The sequence below is a fragment of the Lacibacter sp. genome, from assembly GCF_035299325.1.
Taxonomy (GTDB): Bacteria; Bacteroidota; Bacteroidia; order Chitinophagales; family Chitinophagaceae; genus Lacibacter.
The window spans coordinates 158995-177577 of record NZ_DATGWT010000025.1 but is presented as its reverse complement, the minus strand read 5'-3'; the positions used below and the strand labels follow the sequence as shown (position 1 = coordinate 177577).

Genomic DNA, 18583 nt, shown 5'->3' with positions numbered 1-18583 from the left:
ATGATTATCCTTTTAGACGCTCCTGCTCTTCAATTCCTGTGGGTTCTTTTTTCTTTTCAACAGGTTTTGTTGAAATATCAATGGTTGTGTTGATGAACTTCCAGCCTTTCGTGTATTCCATACTGCCGATTGTTCCGGCAGAAATAAACGAATTGATGAACTGAAAATCTTCCAGCAATGATTTTGGCAAACCATTTATCTCAAATGCCTTTTGTGCATTCGTGATCTTCACATTACGAATGATGAATTTCTTTGCATACGGTGTTCCCTTTTCAGCAGGGGTTACTTTCTGCAACATCGATTTCCAATGTGCAGGTACAGTTTCCATCGTATAACCTTTCGGCAATTCAGAATAACTGTATGCAGGATACCAGTTGAGATTGAACTGGTATGCATTACGCACTGAATCCAAAACAGAATTCACGAAGTAGATATCTTCAATGGTACCACCACGTGTGGTTGCAGACTTGATCCGTAAACCATTATCTGTATTTTTTGCATAGAGATCAGTACAATAAATATGACGGATGCCGCCCGATGTTTCGCTGCCCAACGTAACTAGCCCTGCTCCTCTTCGTGCAATCGATTTTCTGATCACAACATATTCTGTCGGACGGTTTACTCTTAAACCATCCCAATCACGACCGGCTTTTAAACAAAAATTATCATCGTTACAATCGATATCACAATTCTGTATCAACACCCAGCTCGATGAATCCACATCAATGCCATCGGTACTTGGGCCGCTTCCATCTTCATTGTTCCTGATCACAACGCCATCAACCGTCAAATAGGAAGAGTATAATAATTGTACTGTCCAGAAACCGGCGTTCTTAAACGTTAATCCTTTAATGGAAACATCGGATGAATTTTGAACCAATAACGTACGCACACGTTTGGCATCATAATCAACGATCCAGCGTAAGCCTTTTTTATCGTAATCCTTACGCATCTCCCAATATTTATCCCAGCAAAACTTTCCTCTTGCATTTACAATGCCTTCACCGGTGATCGCCACATTCTTTACATTCAATGCATTGATCAACGCAGCAGGCCATTTCATTTCTAATCCTGCAATACGTGTATCCATATCAGGATAGTCATCGAAGTTTTGTGAACCAAGGATCAATACGCCTTTATCAATACGCAAATGCACATTGTTCTTCAAGAAGATGGCACCCGTAACATAGGTGCCTGGTTTAAACGCTACGATACCTCCGCCTTTTGCAGCACATGCATCAATAGCACTTTGAATAGCTTTAGTATTGACCGTTACTGTATCACTTACAGCTCCGTAGCTGTTCACATAATAAATTGTTTTACCGGCTGGAAAACTTCTTGCACCTGTTTTCTTTGTCCACTCCGGGGCAACAACGGTTTGCGCTAGTGTAGTAAGTGTTACACATAAAAAGAGAATTAGAAAACTGCTTTGCTTATTTGTAGTCATGTTATTGTTTAATGATCTTGATAGTTGTTTGTTGTTTCTTAGCCGTCACCTTCACGAAATACACACCTGCCGCTAACCCTGCACCTGTTTCAATTTGATTTACAGCCCAACCTTGTTGCTGCAGTTTCCCATTAACATCATAGATGTGAAAACGAAAGCTTCCGTTTGCTCTGATGAAAAAAGTTTTTACGGAAGGGTTAGGAAATACATCAACAGTTATTGCAGAAACAGTTTGATCGCTCACCGGAGTTGTTATAGCATTCACCAGTTGAATGTTGGGTGTTGGCGCTGCATTCATACCATCTCCCAAATAAAAACCCGGATGCGGCGGTTGATTGTATGCTGCATTTTGCCATGCAATGGCCAAACGATATTGCGGATCGTGCATAAGTGTGTAAATACGATGTGTTGTTTCATTTACAGTTGTATAAATGTTGAGGAATTGATTATCGCCGCTACGCATAATGATCTCTTCCCGCCAATCGCCCAATATATCTGCAGTTAACGCAGGATTTGCTTTTGTTGAATTGTTACTTGAAGCTGAACCCAGATTTGCAAGATACAAGGTTAATAAACGATTGAGCCTGTTATTGACATAGTCCCATTTCTCCAGCTTTTCATCATCCAGTATTTCACGAAGCAGATCCCCATCCCACCATATCGCATGGTTGATTGTTGGCCGTGATGGACCGATTGAATCACCTTTCACATTATAGAGATAACCGGTAGAGCCCCAACATTCATACCCTTTGTAACGGGGATCAATATCCGCTGCTAATGCACGGCCAATATCACCGGTTGCATTTACGCCCCACACAGGTGCACCTGTTGCAGCATCAAATAAACGCAAGCCCTTGCCTGCATACTTTGATTGTTCTTCATAACACTGCCATAATTCCAAGCCCGGACGATCTGGATCCATATCACTCATATGCAAGGCATCTCCATGACCTAAACCATTGGAGAAAAAACCGGTGCCATCATAATTAACAGCACTTGATCCATTATACACTTCATCTTTACCATCTCTATTAGCATCACCCACGGTCATCTGGTGATTACCCATACCTGCATACGCACTGTTGCCTGCATTATTACTGTCAAATATCCAGCGTTGTGTTAACTGACCGTTTTTAAAATCCCATGCACTACGCACCAAACGTGTATAATAACCACGACCAAATACCATACTTGGATTAACTCCATCGAAATAAGCAACAGCAGCAATAAAACGATCGACACGGTTTCCATAATTATCTCCCCAGCTGCTTACTGTTCCTCTTGCAGGTGTATAATTTTCAGTATCCATTGCAGCACCTGTTATTCCATTGAACACAGTTAAATACTCCGGTCCGCTCAAAACATAACCATTACTGTTACGATGATCAGCAGTTGCATTACCAATCACCGTACCAACCCCATCTTTTGTACCATCAGCAGTTTTACAGGCAAGTTCTGCTTTACCATCGTTATCAAAATCATACACCAAAAACTGTGTGTAGTGTGCGCCTGCACGTATATTGATGCCAAGATCGATACGCCACAATCTCGTACCATTCATTTTATACGCATCGAGATACACATTTCCTGTATAGCCGGATTGTGAATTGTCTTTTGAATTGGTTGGATCCCATTTTAAAATAATCTCATATTCGCCATCACCATCCAGGTCACCCACACTTGCATCATTTGCAGTGTAAGTATACGCAACTGCATCAGGCGTTGTGCCACCTGCAGGTTGTTGTATCGGGATCTGTTTGTATTGTTGTGCCCATACAGTTGCTTCTACACTGTTACTTTCTTCAAGATCATTTATCACAGCCTTTACCATGTAAGTGCCGTTTGTAGTTGTACTGTGTTTATAATTTGTTGCACCTGTAATGGGCGTTGCATTGATCTTTACTCCGTCACGATAAATATTAAAGGAAGTAGTTGATGGTTCCGTACCCATCAACCGCCAACTGAGAAACACTTCAGAACTGCTCACACGAACTGCAACAGTACCACGGTTTAGTTTTTCCATTTTACGTTGGGCAGGTAGCTGATGCATAATACAGCACCACAAAAAGAAACAAACGAATTTCATTTTGAAATCAGACATAGCAATCATTGGCCACAAATTAGCCATAGATACCCCCTTATCTATCCTGCGGCATCCTGCACAAACGTTTGCGAAAACGATTACTTGATTTTATTACAGATATGCCATGAATAGCCGTTGATTTTCGGGTAATTTCGTGCCTTATTACTGAATTTGACTACTATTTCAACAGCAACCAACCATTACTCAAATCTGCAGATGCGCATTGCCGTATCGGTATTCTTTTTCTGCCAGGGTATTTGCTTTGCCAGTTGGGCAAGCCGCATCCCCGATATTAAAACAACTTTGCATTTATCAGAAGCAGCATTAGGCAGCATTTTATTAGCGTTACCCGCCGGACAATTAACCATGATGCCTTTCAGTGGAAAATTGGTGACACGTTTTGGCAGTAAGTATGTTCTTCGTTTAGCGGCTGTAGGTTATGCGCTTACATTGATCACGATCGGAATTGCAAACACTCCGTGGTTGTTAGCTTTATGTCTGTACGTATTTGGCTTAACAGGTAATCTCTGTAATATTTCGGTGAACACACAAGCTGTGAATGCTGAAGCATTGTATGGACGAACCATTCTTGCATCGTTTCACGGTGTATGGAGTACAGCAGGCTTCATAGGAGCATTGGTTGGTTTGTTGATGATGCGGCTTGAGTTATTGCCTATGTATCACTTCATGATCGTTGCAGCAATGGTGATCACATTAAATATTTTCTTTCAGAAATACCTTATTCTCACGCCTACCAGTCGCACAGCTTCTTCGCTGAAACGATTCCAGATGCCGAAGGGATTGCTATTGCAATTAGGATTGATCGCTTTCTGTTGTTTGAGTGCAGAAGGTTGTATGTTCGACTGGAGTGGTGTTTATTTTAAAGAAGTAGTGAAAGTAAAAGGAGAATTGGTATCGCTGGGTTATGCTTCGTTTATGATCATGATGGCAACAGGACGTTTTACAGGAGATAGGTTGGCTGAACGTTTTGGCCGTACAAAAATGGTACAGATAAGCGGTGTGTTGATCTTTACAGGAATGATGACAGCGGTGTTATTCCCGAACATCGTCATGTCAACCATTGGCTTTTTAATTGTTGGTTTTGGTGTTAGCAGCATTATTCCTTTAGTTTATAGTACTGCAGGTAAAGTAAAAGATGTGGCGAGTGGTATAGCGATTGCTACGGTTTCAGGTGTCGGCTTTCTTGGCTTTTTAATGGGCCCACCATTGATCGGTTATATTGCAGAACTGGCAGGACTTCGTTATTCCTTTGCTGTGATTGCCTTGCTTGGTTTGGCGATCAGTTATATGATCAGTAAGTTAAAACTTACGTAGAGCTTGTCAGAATTTGATCTTATGAAAAGTTTGACTGGCTATTAAAACTCCACTGATCAAAATAACAATCTGTAAAATTCTTGCAACCATCCTCTGGGTACTCACTATTTTCTTTGCTTCACTTTCCAAGACTTTATTTTCGACGACGTAAAGTTGTTTGTAAATGATCATTTGTTCCGATGCAATGAGTAACATCAAAACCCAAATAAAAATCATAAGGGGATACTTGACAATGATTACGGCTGAAAGTATTCCTGCTAAAAATAAAGTTTGTGAAACGAAACGATAGAAATTGCTTTTTTTCATAAGTAAGTTTATTTAGGTAGCAACTCAAACTCCTTTTTGCTGATTTTAAAAATCGTTCCGTGACGTATTCCCTTTGGCATGGCTAATTTATCCGATACATCAGTCCAGTTTTTCAGATCAGTTGATTGTACAGCGCCATACTTATGATCTCTGTATTTATCGAAGTAAACAATCCAGGTATTATTGATCTTTAACGTGGTTGGTCCTTCTGCCCAGTAATTACCGGTGATTGGTGCAGAGGCTTCGCTGTAACCATTGCTGAGTTTTTTGCTGGTTGCTATTTTGATATTCTTCTGCACAGGCTCTCTTGTTTCATCTTTCAAAAACATCACTAACTGCTTTCCATTGGGGACAATCGTCGCATCAATTACATTAAAGCCTTTATCGTACAGCATTTTTGTCTTGCTGAAGGTTTTGAAATCTTTCGTGAGTACATAATACATGCGGTGATTGTAACCATTCTCCACTTTGGGATCAGCTTTGTATTTGCCGGCAATGGTGGTAGCCCAATAGATCATGTATTGTTTCTTCCTGGCATCATAAGTGATCTCCGGTGCCCAGCAGTTGCGTGCAGAATCTTCCTTCATCATCACCGGAATAAAACGTTGTTCACTCCAGTTGATCAGATCTTTACTGCTTGCGTAACCAATACCACGATCGTTCCAGCTAACCGTCCACACCATATGAAACAAACCATCAGCACCACGAATAATGCAGGGATCACGCATCAGTTTATCTTTTGCAACAGTTGGTTTGAGAAATGAACTGTCTTGCTTTAATGCACTCCATGTAAAACCATCAGTACTGTAAGCAAGATGCAAACCATCCTGCCCGTTGTTTTTGAAATAAGCAAACATGTACACCGAATCAGATTGAGCATTTACACTCAACAACTGCATCAAGACAATAACCAATAAACTGCCCCTTTTCATCATTTCATTTATTTAAACATCGCTTTGTAACGAATCATGGCTTCAACGAAATAATAATCAGCATAAGTTAATGGCACATCAATTTCTGTTTGCGCAGGAAAATGTCCTACACTATGTTTCAATAAAAAACCACCATTGGTTCCTGCGGATGCTTTGTATTGTTCGGTTGAAAGATTTTTCAGAATCGTTTCTGCTGTTTTGAAATACTTCACCGATAATTCTTTGTTTACATAGCCGCTTAATTCAAGTAAAGCAGAAGCCATGATCGTTGCTGCAGAAACATCACGCAATGCATTGGGAATATTCGGTGCATTAAAATCCCAGTATGGAATTTTATCAGTTGGCAGATTCGGATGATTTAAAATAAAGTCAGCGATCTTATTCGCCTGTTCAAGATATTGCTTGTCTTTTGTTTCCCTGTAGGTTTCAGTATAACCATACAAGCCCCATGCCTGTCCACGTGCCCACGCACTTTCATCAGCAAAACCCTGTGCTGTTCGTTTTTGCTGAATGGCTCCTGTTTGGGAATTGTAGTTGATCACATGATACGAACTGTTGTCTGCACGAAAATGATTCCTGATGGTTGTATTGGCATGTGTCACAGCAATTTTATAGAAGGAAGAATCACCTGTAACCTGTGTGGCCCAGAACAATAGTTTCAGGTTCATCATATTGTCGATGATTACCAGGTATTCATTGGGCTTACCGTCCCATGATTTGATGCAGCCGGTAACCGGACTGAAACGGGTTGACAATGATTTCGCACTGGTCACTAAAATATCTTTGTAGGCAACTGATGGTTGAATAAGATTTGCATTTCCAAAACTGCAATACATCATAAAACCGAGATCATGTGTACGGGTGTTGAATTGCTCTTTCTTCAATACTTCAAGAATGCGTTTTGCTTCTTTGTAAAGCGTTTCATCTTTTGTTTGTTGATAGAGGAACAGCAAGGTTCCGGGATAAAACCCACTGCACCACCATCCTGAATTACTGAATTCGTATTTATTGGTTGCAGGAAAATAGGTTTTCGGAAATTTATCAGCTGGCAGATTTTGCATCAGCACTTTGTATTGTGCGGCCGCATCGATCATACTCTGATCAATTGTTTTTAATAATGCTTTATCCGGCTGATGTTTGGTTTGTGCATGACACAACATCAGAATAAACAAGCAACAGCTAAATAGATAAAAACGTTTTGCAGACAACATACAGTAATCGTTTAAATGGCAATATAAGACTTAGATCTGTTGATTCGTTGTTTACCGGATCAATGTTACACTCATCAACCCAATCACCACATCATTGGCAATGCTTTTGAGTGTAAAACTTTTTAATTGTTTATGTGGATTCAGTTTTAGATGCAGTACCGTTGCAGCACCACCCTCAATACCAAAATTGGAAAAACCTTTGATGCCCGTGTATCTGTAATTTGGCGGAATCAGCTCTCCTGTTTCTAATAAAACCCGTGTTGGCTTTGCTGCATCAGTAGTGAATGCAAATCCATCCACAAAATAATCTTGCTCAATCGGCCACCAGTTCTCCGGGTTTTTCAATTCAAGAACAGAAGATGTACCATCCGTATAGTTCACAACAACACGCCCGTTCACTATTCTGCTTTGCATCGGATTGGTACTGCCTGCCATCAGGAAATAAGCATGCGCTGCAGTTCCGCTCAAAGGCAATACAACCGAATCAGGATAATTATCCCACATCGATGTAAACACGATATTCTTCTTTTCGGTGGAGGTTGTTTTGAAAGGAATCTTGTTGATCAGTACTTCATTCTTTACCCCAGCTTTTACACGCAGACCACTATCGTTGATGTTGGCAGTGGTTAACGGATAAGCCCAGTTACCGATACCCTGCGTGGGCAATTGCAACGTTGGTACGGCCGGACGAGGCGATAAATATTCATTCTTAAAAATATTCGTCACCGCATCATTGAAATGCGGAGTAAGATCAACGGTTTCAAATTTTGTTTCAGGGCTGATCGTTACTGTTTCAACGAAGGGTTCATCAACGATCAAAGAAAAATTCAATGGTTCAAACCAGCTGAAATCGCCTTGCTTCAATTGCAGGTACAAACTGTTTACACCTGCATTGTTCAGGTTACCTGATACCGAATTTGCTGTACGCACTAAATTCCGCAACACTTCCACCGGCTGATAGGTATTTGTGATGATCGCCTTATTCAGTTTCACCTGCACCAATTCTTTACTATTATAGGCTTGTTGATATGTTGGCTTTTCAAATCCTTCGCCCTTCCATTTAATCACAATCAAATAGGATTTTGCAGGCGCAGCATCAATCTGTAACGATGGCGTACCGATGATACTGTCAGCTATTTTCCATTGCACAGACTTACCATTCACCGTAACCGATTCAACAGATTCCCTGTAAGCCGGAATGATCAATTGCAGCTTCAATTGTTTACTGAATGTTGGCTGCAGGATGTATTCTTCCGTTAAACGGGTACGCTTGAATACAAATTGAATATTGGGTGTGGCTAATGAAGCATTGTTCCATTGTTTCGGCAAACCGGGCTTGATCACCAAACGATCATTCAATGCATCAGGCAACACACCAAATAATCCTTCTACCACTGTTCTGCCGGCCATGCCAATCGGGTCGGCAAAATCCCTGTACAATTCACCCCGTATGGCATCATAAAAACTCAGCTGTTGAATATTACCAGGACTGGCTCCGAGATACATACTTTCCATCAACGAACTTTTCCATAAACGGTAGGCTTCTTCTTTATCACCACCCTGCCAGAACGCCAATGCTGTGTGAAGTAATTCGGGCAATGCCACATTATTCAAGCTCCAGGTATACGGTTGCCAGTTGGTGGTTGATAATGTATAGAGCGACGAATCCTTTAAGCCTTTTGCAACTATGGGAATATGTGGTATGTATTGCTGCACATACTGCAATGATTGATACGCCTGGAACGGATCAGCAATGCCTTCATCAATGGCATGATAGATTGTCCACAACGCAGCCGACTCATGCAACAGTTTATTACCAAGCAAATCCTTGTATTCAGCATACCAACCCTTCTGCTTCATCCACAACTGCTGATTGATCGCATTTAAAATTTTATTCGCTTCCGCTTCATATTGGCTGCCATCAACTCCAACAATCTTTGCGAGCTGAGCAGCCATTTTATTCGAACGATAGTTATACGCTGATGAATGCGTTACTCCTCCACCACTGTATTGCAATGCATCACTTGCCCAGATAGCCGCATACGAATCATACAAACCATCCCCATCTACATCGAAGTTCCGTTTTTCCCAATCAAGATGACGAACAAGTAAGGGCCACATCTGTCGTACATAAGCCGTATCACCTGTCCAGTTAAAATGATTGAGCAACTGATCGATGAAAACGAGGTTCATATCATAATGATGTGCCCGCAGATCACCGCCGGGATTGCGTGAAATGTATCCACTGCTGAACAAGGAGGTACCCAGCTTCTCCTGTTGTCGTCCTAAATGCAAAGCCGTATCGGCAACAACGGGGCCGGTCAATGGTGTTTTCACTTGTGATAAAGCATACCCATTAAAATGTTTTTTTGCACGATCGTGCCAGCCAAACACATCGGCCACGTACGCTCCACGCCATCCATTCAAACGCATACGCCATGCAACCGCACCATGCATAAACGATGGATCTTCCCATACGCCATCGGCTGCAATACCCAATACCCCTCCTAATGTATTAATAAACGGATCAGGTGTAACTACCTTGATGCGATCGGCGATCTTCTTTCTTGCTGCTTCTGCCTCTTGAAATAATTGCGGCAAAGAAGCATAGGTAATAACCTGGTTCTTCTCCGGCTTTTGTACAGCAAAGAAATACGTTTGTTTGTCTTTTAGTTGAAGACTGGCAGTGATTAATGGAGAAGCTGCTGTACTGTCTGATTGCAATAATGCAATGGGCGATTGTTGCTTTGTTGCATCCGCAATTTTCAAAACAGCAGTTAATGGGAATACACCGGTTAGTTCTTTTCCCTTTTCTGCAACAGATGAATTGTTATTGGCATTTGCAGGAAGATGCTGCACTTCATACCGCTCTTCTTCACTCAACGGTTTTGCAAAACCATACAGTAGCTGAAAACTGTTTTGTTTGATCTTGAAAATATTATCCCTGCAATACTCAGGTTTTAAATAAAAGGATGACTCAGGATCGGCACCAATATCACCATCACGTGAAAACTTTTTACCTGTAGCACCACCATACACAGCGATCAACTCTACTGCTGTTGAAATTTTTTCTGTCTGCAGTTGCACAATCATTCCTTCACTTGCATACAAGGCAATTACATGCAGACGGATAACACCCTCACCCAACAACTCATCTTTAATTTCATACAGCATCGAGCCTGCACGATAGATCGCTTTGATCTTTTTACACTCGATTAACCATTTGCTTTTTCCATTGATGACAAATCCAAATTTCAAATTACCTCCCATGCCCGGCATGTACAACGCAAACTCAGGTAAGTCTCCTGCTTCAGCACGAAACGCCGTATTGCCGCCATACAATGCACGGTTGAAACGTCTTGTTCCATTCTCGATTACTATATCAGTTCCTTCAGGACGATAACGAACCTGCCGCTCAATGCCATGCCATAGTTTTTGCGTTTGTTGTGCAACAAGATTGTTCAACAAACCAAAGAGTCCAAACAATACAAACAGTAATCCTTTCATTAAAACATTTTTTTAAGTCCTTCCCACTTCACCTTCCACTCTTTCGGAAAACCAATATTGATCCCTTTATCTGCATCTGCACCGGTACACATCAACGCCACTGCATTCAACACACCACCATTCCCCGGCAGATAAATCGTTAGACGATCATCCTGGAAATTATGCCCGTTAATTAAATAAGTATTCGTTCTTACCGGCATCAGCAACGCATTCACCGCTTCTTCACCCATGTGCAAACGTGCAGCCGTCATCGCCATCAGCGGATAGTCCCAACCCCATGTTTCATTCCAATCCCATTTTTCCAATACGGTGAAATAGGTTTTCTTCATCACAACCGTATCCAAACCATTGGCAGCAGGTATTGTACTGTAAGCACCCAACACGGCCGGATGATCGGTTAAATACTTCGATCCTTTTTCATAACAGTCAGGCGTATTCGCTGCTGCCAGATAAACGCCATCAATCTGCGGCAATGGTGCAAGATTGTTGATGATCTCATCCCATTTCTTTTCTCTTTGCAATCCTGAACGTATACGCCATTGCTGTGCTACTTCCAATGCCCAGCTCCAATACGACAATTCATACGTTGGATTGAACGTAGAAACTGCATCAAAACATTCCTGTGCAGGAATCAATCCTTTACCGAGATTATATTTTTTAGTGGCTGCATTGTAAGATGGAAACGATGCCATGAAATCGGCAGTCGCATACAACAACTCTTTGTATTTATTTAATGTTTTACTTGTTGGGTTATGACGATACATCAACTCCGCCATATAAATAAAATGCGGTTGTTGCCAGATGAGAAATGCACCAACAGACGATGGCGCTTCATCACCATTGTTATCCGTCATCTTTTGCCAACGCAACCCTTCAAAGCCCTGGCGTTTGGCAATGAGCTTTGCTTTTTCAGCGACAGAAAAATACCAGTCTAAACTTTTCTCCATCAGCTCCGGTCGGCCCCATTGTGCAAAATGCACCGCATGCCACCAATGCATTTCCAGGTGTGGTTTGCCATACCAACTGTTATAGGTTAACCCTGTTTCCTGTGGAGGATATGCAGCCGAGCATTGTACTTTGGTGAGGTATTGTGATAAGACCACCCTGCGTTCCAATTCAAATGCACGTTTATCAGCAGTACCGGAGAAATCAACTGCACCACCACTCAACCAGAATTTCTTCCAGTGTTGTTCACTGTTTTCTTTCACCGCTGCAAAGGATGCAGCAAATCCTTTACGATAGGTTGAACTGAATTTTGCAGAAAGTTCAAACTGTGTCGTTCCGTTTTTTGGTTGTATAAGGAAATAATGCGCTGTCTGTTGTTTGATCGATGCACTCCCGTTCCATTTCAGTGAAGTATAATACACGGTTGTATCAAGTACACGTTTGATGGTTGTTTCGGCAGCACTCTGCATCAAAACAGACTTGTGCTGATCATCGTTTTTAAAATTGTCGCCACCATCTTTAAACTGTCCATTCGGGTAAGGAAAACGCAGACGTACTGAAATACGTTTGCTGTTAAGTAACGGCGATTCAATACGAAATGAAACAGCATCGTGTTGTTGATGGGCAGCGGTGGTTACTTTCACCGGCACACCTTCAATCATAAAATTACTTGTGATGATTCCCGTCCAAACATTCAACTCCTGGTTGATTTTTTGAATATCCTTTGCAGTTGCAAGTGTTCCATCTTTCTTCTTTATTTCCAAACCAATATTGCCCAATTGTAAACGATGTGGGTTCACACGGAAATATTCCACTGCCATCTTTACTCTGCCTCCTTCTTTCGGCTGAACGGTATAAGAAATTTTTCTTCCTTCCAGTTCATATACTTTCTGCGCTTCCTCGACTCGCAAATTTTCCGTATTGGGAAAGCTATGCCAGCCCCACACCGATTGTGTACCCAGCGGTACTCCTTTGATATATGCATCCGGAAAACTCTGCATACCTGTTGCATCAACTGTAAAAGCGAAATTGCCATTACCTACCGTGAGCGATGAAAGTGAATCAACTTTTTTCACTTTTACATTGTGGCGTTTCACTACGGCTTCACGGTTGATGGATTGTGATTGAACCACAAAGGCACAAAGACAGAAAGTAACACTAAGAAGAAAGTTTGTTTTAAAATTCATTCGTATTATTTTAATTTACCGCCATCAGGGTTTGCAACCACTGACGGGGTGCCACACTCGTCATTCATTACTCATCACTCATCATTAGAATACATTGTCGATGGTCGGACGACTGTAATTCTCTTTTGTATCAGTTGTTTTCGGCATGCCGAAATAGAAATACAAAGTCCGTTTCTTGTTCCCGTTCACATGATTCAATTCACTCATCGGGCCATACACTCTTGTGTTAGTGGTTAAACCAACCGCCAGCTTTGTACCAATGGGCGGAATACAATCAAGAAACGAAATATTTCCAACAGGTACTTCCGGATGTGGTTTGTTGGCACTGCTCAAAGCATAAAAATCAAAGAGACGCACAAACAAACCGGTGTCAGGTGAAGCAATATAAAATTTCCCTTCCACCGTACTCAGCTCCATCCAGTTCACTTCGCCATAATAACCTTTGAACTCGGGATATACCACCGGTGAATAGCCTGTATGTGTGTTGTTATATAAATTCTGCCACACATTCACAGGTGTTCCTGCAATACGGTTTTTCCATTGGCGAACCGGACCTTTTCCCAACCAACGTGCTGACAATACATAATTCTCCGGGTAGTTAAAACTGATACCGGTGAATGGCTGATCACCTGATGCACTGTATTCATACTCCATCGTTGTCCAGCCGCTTGCATTGATCTTCCAGCGCACATACTTCATATCACCGCTATACAAAAATTCAACAACAGTGTTTGCATCTTCTTTATAGGTTCTGGATGAAATAACAGCTGCTGTGCCTTTCACCAACACCGGCCCGTTATTGAACGACAATACATAATCATTGGCTGTATTTTTTGTGGTAACAAGGTTTCCTGTTTTCTTATCTAACACAACGGTTACATCACCACCGGTGATCGCATACACGGTATCTGTTTCCTTGATGGTAGTTGCATCATTTTTTACTGTTACAAATCCATTCAACTGCAATGCATTGCTTTTGATCTTCGATGTCCACTTATACAACTCATTACCGTAGTTGTCTTTGGCAACAATCACAAGTGCATCATAATTTTTATAGTCAGCAGGAAGAGGAAGTTTCAAGGTTCCTTTTTGGGTGGCAGCAATGTTGGGAGCTGTTGCGGTTCCTTTTTGTTTTACCACGTATCCATCAAAACGGTCGAATGGTTTGCTGAAATCAACCAAGGCCCAATAGAACGTACACTGATTGGTATTGAGAAAATGAAAACGGTTCTCCACTTCTAGTTCACCGTTAAATGAAGCAGGTAATGCATCCGGCAAGTTCAATTGAACAGGTGAAAAAATTTCACGCAAAGCATAGAAACTTCCTTCTTTCTCCCGGTGCGGGCCGAGAATACCATCATTGGCATTCAAACCATTTGCATCAAGTACATTGTTTAGATCAGTCCGCATTACGGCTTCATCGGCCATTACCCAAATAAATACACCGCCACTCTTCTGCGATTTCCAATGCAGGTTCCAGAAATCTTCCATAGCTGCACCACCACCGCCATCATCCTGTGCATGCAACATTTCGGTGGGCATATAGATCAACGAGTCATTCAATATTTTTTGTGTGCTGTAATAATCTTCATAGTGGTTACAATCAATGCCGTTGATGGCATTACCCGGACGATGATGTGCATGAATAACCGTCCGCTTTGAAAAATCATATTTGGCATAATCATCATCCAGTTCTTTATTATGTCCGCCTTCGTTACCGTTGCTCCACAAAACAATGGAAGGATGATTGAGATCACGTAACACCAGTTCCTTTACCAATGGTTCTCCGGCCTTGGTGCTGTATGCCTTTTGCCAACCAGCCAATTCATTCAACACATAAATGCCCAATGAATCGCATAACTGCAGAAAATATTTATCAGGTGGATAATGACTGCAACGCACGGCATTCATGTTCATCTCTTTCAACAGCATTGCATCTTTCAATTCATTTTCTTTCGACAATGATCGTGCAGTCTCAGGCCAGAAGCAATGACGGTTAACGCCTTTAAACTTTACCTGAGTGCCGTTGATATAAATTCCCAGCCCCTGTTTTACTTCAATGGTTCTGAAACCAAACTTCTCACTCAGTTCATATAATTTCTTACCTGCCGCATCCTGTAATACTACAGTTGCCGTGTACAGGTTTGGTGTTTCGGAAGTCCATGCGTTGATATTGTTTACCTGTGTAGCTACAATGACGTTTTCAGCCGATTTTGCAACCGTTGTTTTTGTGGTGACAACCACTTTCTTGTTCTTATCGGTAATGGTTGTAACAACCGTTGCATTTTGTGCAAGACCTTTTGTCCACACCTGCATCGCAAACTTGCCGTCATGTTTTGCATCAATACCCACATAGTCGATGTATTGCTTGGGTGTTGCTTCTAAAAATACCGGGCGAAAAATACCACCGAACACCCAGTAATCAGCCAACCGTTCTGCATTATTTACACTGGCATCGCTGCTCATCTTACTCACCGTTACTTCAAGTGTATTCGCCTTATCAAAATGCAACAATGAGGTTACATCATATTTGAAACGATAGAATGCACCACGATGAATGTCGCCAGCACTCTTCCCGTTGATTTTTACTTCGGTATCCGTCATGCTGCCATCAAACACAATATGGATGTTCTTTCCTTTCCATGATGCAGGTACTTTGAATTGGTACTTGTACATCCCCTTCTCATCATAGAAACGAAAATTCTTTCCGTTGGTTTTGTAATCACGACCATAGTTGTAATTACCAAACCCTTGCTGCTCCCAGCAACTGGGCACCTGTATCTTTTTCCATTCGCCGCTGTTGCGACCGGCTGTGCAATAAAAATCCCATTGCACGGTGTGTGCAGCATCAGTACCGGAGAGGAATTGAATTTGCTTTTGTTGGGCTAAAAGGCAGGTTGTAAGCAGTAAGTTGTAAGTGATAAGTAAACCAACTTTGCAGATCTTGTTCATTGTAGTTTGTTTCAACATGTAGAATTGGGAAAAGCTGTTCAGAAACTGACAGCAGCTGCGGTTGCGCTCTGAAAACAGGTCATAAAAAAACAGGCAGACGGAAAGAAGGAAGCAAATGATCATCACCATACAGCAATCGTTTAAAACAGCATGTAAATTTAACGTACTGGGGAGCTAAGCTATCCTGCGGTGTCCTGCAATGAAATTGTCGGTTTTTACCGGTGCGGGTTCCCCGACCTGTATTTATCCGTTACTTATGTTGGAATTGTTTGTTGTGGTTCGATCAGTAACACCTGAGCATTGGTCAGTGACCTGCGCCATCGAGAGCCAAATAAGAAAACCCATTGTTGTAGGCTCGCCCAAATCATTTGCAATAAAGACTCTTCAAATTGTCAATGTCTTGATCAAATTCTCGTAGAAAGCCACGTTCACCACCGAAATAATCAAGCGTTATTTTCGTTTTTGCTTCGCTGGCATTTTTACAAGCTTCCTCCGGCTTATCGAGTTTACCAAGAATTTTTGCCTTAGTTACAAGTCCTTCAATGCTGTTTGGATATTTTTCTAAAGCATCGCCAATTGAATTTAAAGCCTCTACATACTTTCCCTGCTCATAAAATAAAACTGCTTGATAAACCAACCCTCTCTCGTTTTCAGGGAATCTCTTCAATTGATCAATTTCGTATTGAGCTTTCCCAAAATCTTTGTGTTTTATATACAGCCTTGCAACAGCCACTGAATAGAAGAAGTCATTTGGTTTTCTTGACTGCAAATAACGATAATCGGCTATGGAGCTTTGTAAAGAGTCTAAGTTGTCATAACAGTATGCTCTAAATTTTAAAATATCACAACTATCCAGTGGTTGGTCATTGGGGAATGTAATTGCATTTGGGTTATCGATTTTGAATTGCTGCAAATATTTAAGCGAAAGGCTTAGCGGCTCAATGGCCGATTGGAATTTATTGGCTTGCGCAAACATCATTCCCTTCATAAAAAGCCAATTAGAATTCATTGGGTTTGCTTTAATTGAATCATTAATCATTTTTACAACTTGTTCTTCGTCTGTCTGTGCATAAACAGCTGTTGTCAAGAAGAGGCTTGTAAAAAACAATACGAATTGTCTCATAATGGAGATTCTTATCAATGGCATACAATACAAATATATATGTTGTTTGTCGGCCCGGGGTCTGGCCACAGCCGACCCCGGGATTCCACTACTACAGCACATCTTCAATACGCATGAACTCATCATACCAGCCAACTGATCCTTCATAAATCAAAGTATTTGAATATGCATAGCAGTTACTGCTGCAGGTCTCCCGACCTGTACCTATCCGTTACTTAGTTTGGAATGGTATGTTGTGTTTAGATTAGTAACGTCTGGACACCGGCCAGAGAGGTTAATAACAGCACAATCTCAGCAAGCAGGCTGCTTAGTGCTTCATCAGCTTTGGATCAGCAATCGTCTTATCCTCGTCTAACGGGTTTCGTTTATGCGTCATCAACCCGAACATCATCAGCAGCGCCATTAAAAGAATAACCTGGATAATAAGCGATTGATTAACCAACGGAATAGTATGGGCAGGGTCAATCGACAAAAACAACAAAATGGTAATCAATCCACGTGGCGCCACAAACAATAAGGGCCGCAACGGTAATTTCGATAAACGCAGTTGCACATATCGGAACAACACAATAATCAACACAATGGCCAGGGCCCATACAAACGTATCGGCATTTAACACAGTACTCGTTTCAATTAAGAAACCAAATAACAAAAAGAACGACGCACGTATTACAAAGGCAGCTTCGCTTGTTAATTCACGAAACTTAATCACTTCCCTGTTCAGCTCATCGGGTTGAAGCTTTTCAATCCATCTAAACCGTTTCAGCTCATCAAGGTTGCCGATGGATAAACCGAAAAACAGGATAAAAATCAGGCCCGGCAAATGATACACTTTCGATACCGCATAAATTAAAATGATAATGAGGATGATTGGTATAAACTTAATGTGATGTTCAATTTTGTTCAGCAAAAAAGCAAGGGCAATGGTTGCAATAAACGATACCACGGCAATAATCAGCAACTCCAGCGCAAAATGGCCGAACGAACCGGCACTGACGATTTCGTTGTAAGCAAGAAAATTAAATACAATCACACCCAGTATATCCGATAAACTGCTTTCATAAATAATAAACTCTTTGTGTTGCCCCGAAAGGTTGCGCACACTGGGTATGGCAATGGCACTGCTGATAACACAGAGCGGCATGGCATTCAGCAAACCGTCTTTCAACGAAAAATGACCACTGGCATAAAACGCAAAGGCAAGCAAAAATGCCAGGGCAAGCATCGGCACAAAAGCGCCGAAGAAAGACTTGCGGATGAGCCCCAACTTAGACCGGTTCAGCTCCAGCTCCAGTGAACCCTCCAGCACAATTAAAATTAAACCGATGGTACCCAGTACGGGTAATAACGGCGAAAAATCGGGCAACTGAATATGTAGCCAGGAAGCCAACTGTTTCACCAGCCATCCCGATAACAACAGGAGGATAACTGAGGGCACTTTTGTTTTCGACGATGTAAGATCGAACACATACGCTATAAGCAACAGCAAACAAAGGCTGATGATGATGGTTACAGTCATACCCGAAAATAGAGAAATGTTTTTTGTCGGCCCGGG

The 18583-nt window shown here is 41.7% G+C and carries 10 protein-coding genes; 1 reads left to right on the top strand and 9 read right to left on the bottom strand.

The features are described from left to right. Nucleotides 1-4: 4 nt before the first annotated feature. Nucleotides 5-1447 (bottom strand): glycoside hydrolase family 28 protein, encoded by a 1443-nt coding sequence (locus VK159_RS14715; RefSeq protein ID WP_324230916.1) that lies wholly within the window; start codon nucleotides 1445-1447, stop codon nucleotides 5-7. A 1-nt stretch (nucleotide 1448) separates the two neighbouring features. Continuing rightward, complete coding sequence (locus tag VK159_RS14710; protein ID WP_324230915.1) at nucleotides 1449-3470, bottom strand: T9SS type A sorting domain-containing protein; 2022 nt, start codon at nucleotides 3468-3470, stop codon at nucleotides 1449-1451. A 276-nt stretch (nucleotides 3471-3746) separates the two neighbouring features. Between VK159_RS14710 and VK159_RS14705 the strand changes: the two genes are divergently transcribed. Further along, nucleotides 3747-4865, top strand: coding sequence for an MFS transporter (locus VK159_RS14705; RefSeq protein ID WP_324230914.1), 1119 nt, complete (start codon nucleotides 3747-3749; stop codon nucleotides 4863-4865). 314 nt (nucleotides 4866-5179) lie between these two features. On the opposite strand, the gene VK159_RS14700 is transcribed toward VK159_RS14705, so the two are convergent. From VK159_RS14700 to VK159_RS14670, 7 genes are all read right to left on the bottom strand, one after another. Beyond that, nucleotides 5180-6106: a glycoside hydrolase family 43 protein gene (locus tag VK159_RS14700; RefSeq protein WP_324230913.1), complete on the bottom strand. Its 927-nt coding sequence runs from the start codon at nucleotides 6104-6106 to the stop codon at nucleotides 5180-5182. A gap of 5 nt (nucleotides 6107-6111) precedes the next feature. Continuing rightward, on the bottom strand, nucleotides 6112-7314 hold the full coding sequence (locus VK159_RS14695) for a glycoside hydrolase family 88 protein (protein WP_324230912.1): 1203 nt from the start codon (nucleotides 7312-7314) through the stop codon (nucleotides 6112-6114). Nucleotides 7315-7365: 51 nt separating this feature from the next. Beyond that, nucleotides 7366-10821 (bottom strand): DUF4450 domain-containing protein, encoded by a 3456-nt coding sequence (locus VK159_RS14690; protein ID WP_324230911.1) that lies wholly within the window; start codon nucleotides 10819-10821, stop codon nucleotides 7366-7368. After that, nucleotides 10821-12953, bottom strand: a complete 2133-nt coding sequence (locus VK159_RS14685) for a hypothetical protein (protein WP_324230910.1) — start codon at nucleotides 12951-12953, stop codon at nucleotides 10821-10823. Before VK159_RS14685 ends, VK159_RS14690 begins: the two co-directional genes overlap by 1 nt. 84 nt (nucleotides 12954-13037) lie before the next feature. Next, nucleotides 13038-15905 carry a glycoside hydrolase family 2 protein gene (locus VK159_RS14680; RefSeq protein WP_324230909.1) on the bottom strand — a complete coding sequence of 956 codons (2868 nt, stop codon included), beginning with the start codon at nucleotides 15903-15905 and terminating at the stop codon, nucleotides 13038-13040. Between the two features lie 364 nt (nucleotides 15906-16269). Then, complete coding sequence (locus tag VK159_RS14675; protein WP_324230908.1) at nucleotides 16270-17028, bottom strand: hypothetical protein; 759 nt, start codon at nucleotides 17026-17028, stop codon at nucleotides 16270-16272. A 307-nt stretch (nucleotides 17029-17335) separates the two neighbouring features. Beyond that, complete coding sequence (locus VK159_RS14670; protein ID WP_324230907.1) at nucleotides 17336-18547, bottom strand: hypothetical protein; 1212 nt, start codon at nucleotides 18545-18547, stop codon at nucleotides 17336-17338. Nucleotides 18548-18583 lie beyond the last annotated feature (36 nt).

Excerpts from the sequence above, each read along its gene's own strand:
- VK159_RS14715 (WP_324230916.1), bottom strand. The coding sequence starts at position 1,447 with ATGACTACAAATAAGCAAAGCAGTTTTCTAATTCTCTTTTTATGTGTA.
- VK159_RS14710 (WP_324230915.1), bottom strand. The coding sequence starts at position 3,470 with ATGGAAAAACTAAACCGTGGTACTGTTGCAGTTCGTGTGAGCAGTTCT.
- VK159_RS14705 (WP_324230914.1), top strand. The coding sequence starts at position 3,747 with ATGCGCATTGCCGTATCGGTATTCTTTTTCTGCCAGGGTATTTGCTTT.
- VK159_RS14700 (WP_324230913.1), bottom strand. The coding sequence starts at position 6,106 with ATGATGAAAAGGGGCAGTTTATTGGTTATTGTCTTGATGCAGTTGTTG.
- VK159_RS14695 (WP_324230912.1), bottom strand. The coding sequence starts at position 7,314 with ATGTTGTCTGCAAAACGTTTTTATCTATTTAGCTGTTGCTTGTTTATT.
- VK159_RS14690 (WP_324230911.1), bottom strand. The coding sequence starts at position 10,821 with ATGAAAGGATTACTGTTTGTATTGTTTGGACTCTTTGGTTTGTTGAAC.
- VK159_RS14685 (WP_324230910.1), bottom strand. The coding sequence starts at position 12,953 with ATGAATTTTAAAACAAACTTTCTTCTTAGTGTTACTTTCTGTCTTTGT.
- VK159_RS14680 (WP_324230909.1), bottom strand. The coding sequence starts at position 15,905 with ATGAACAAGATCTGCAAAGTTGGTTTACTTATCACTTACAACTTACTG.
- VK159_RS14675 (WP_324230908.1), bottom strand. The coding sequence starts at position 17,028 with ATGAGACAATTCGTATTGTTTTTTACAAGCCTCTTCTTGACAACAGCT.
- VK159_RS14670 (WP_324230907.1), bottom strand. The coding sequence starts at position 18,547 with ATGACTGTAACCATCATCATCAGCCTTTGTTTGCTGTTGCTTATAGCG.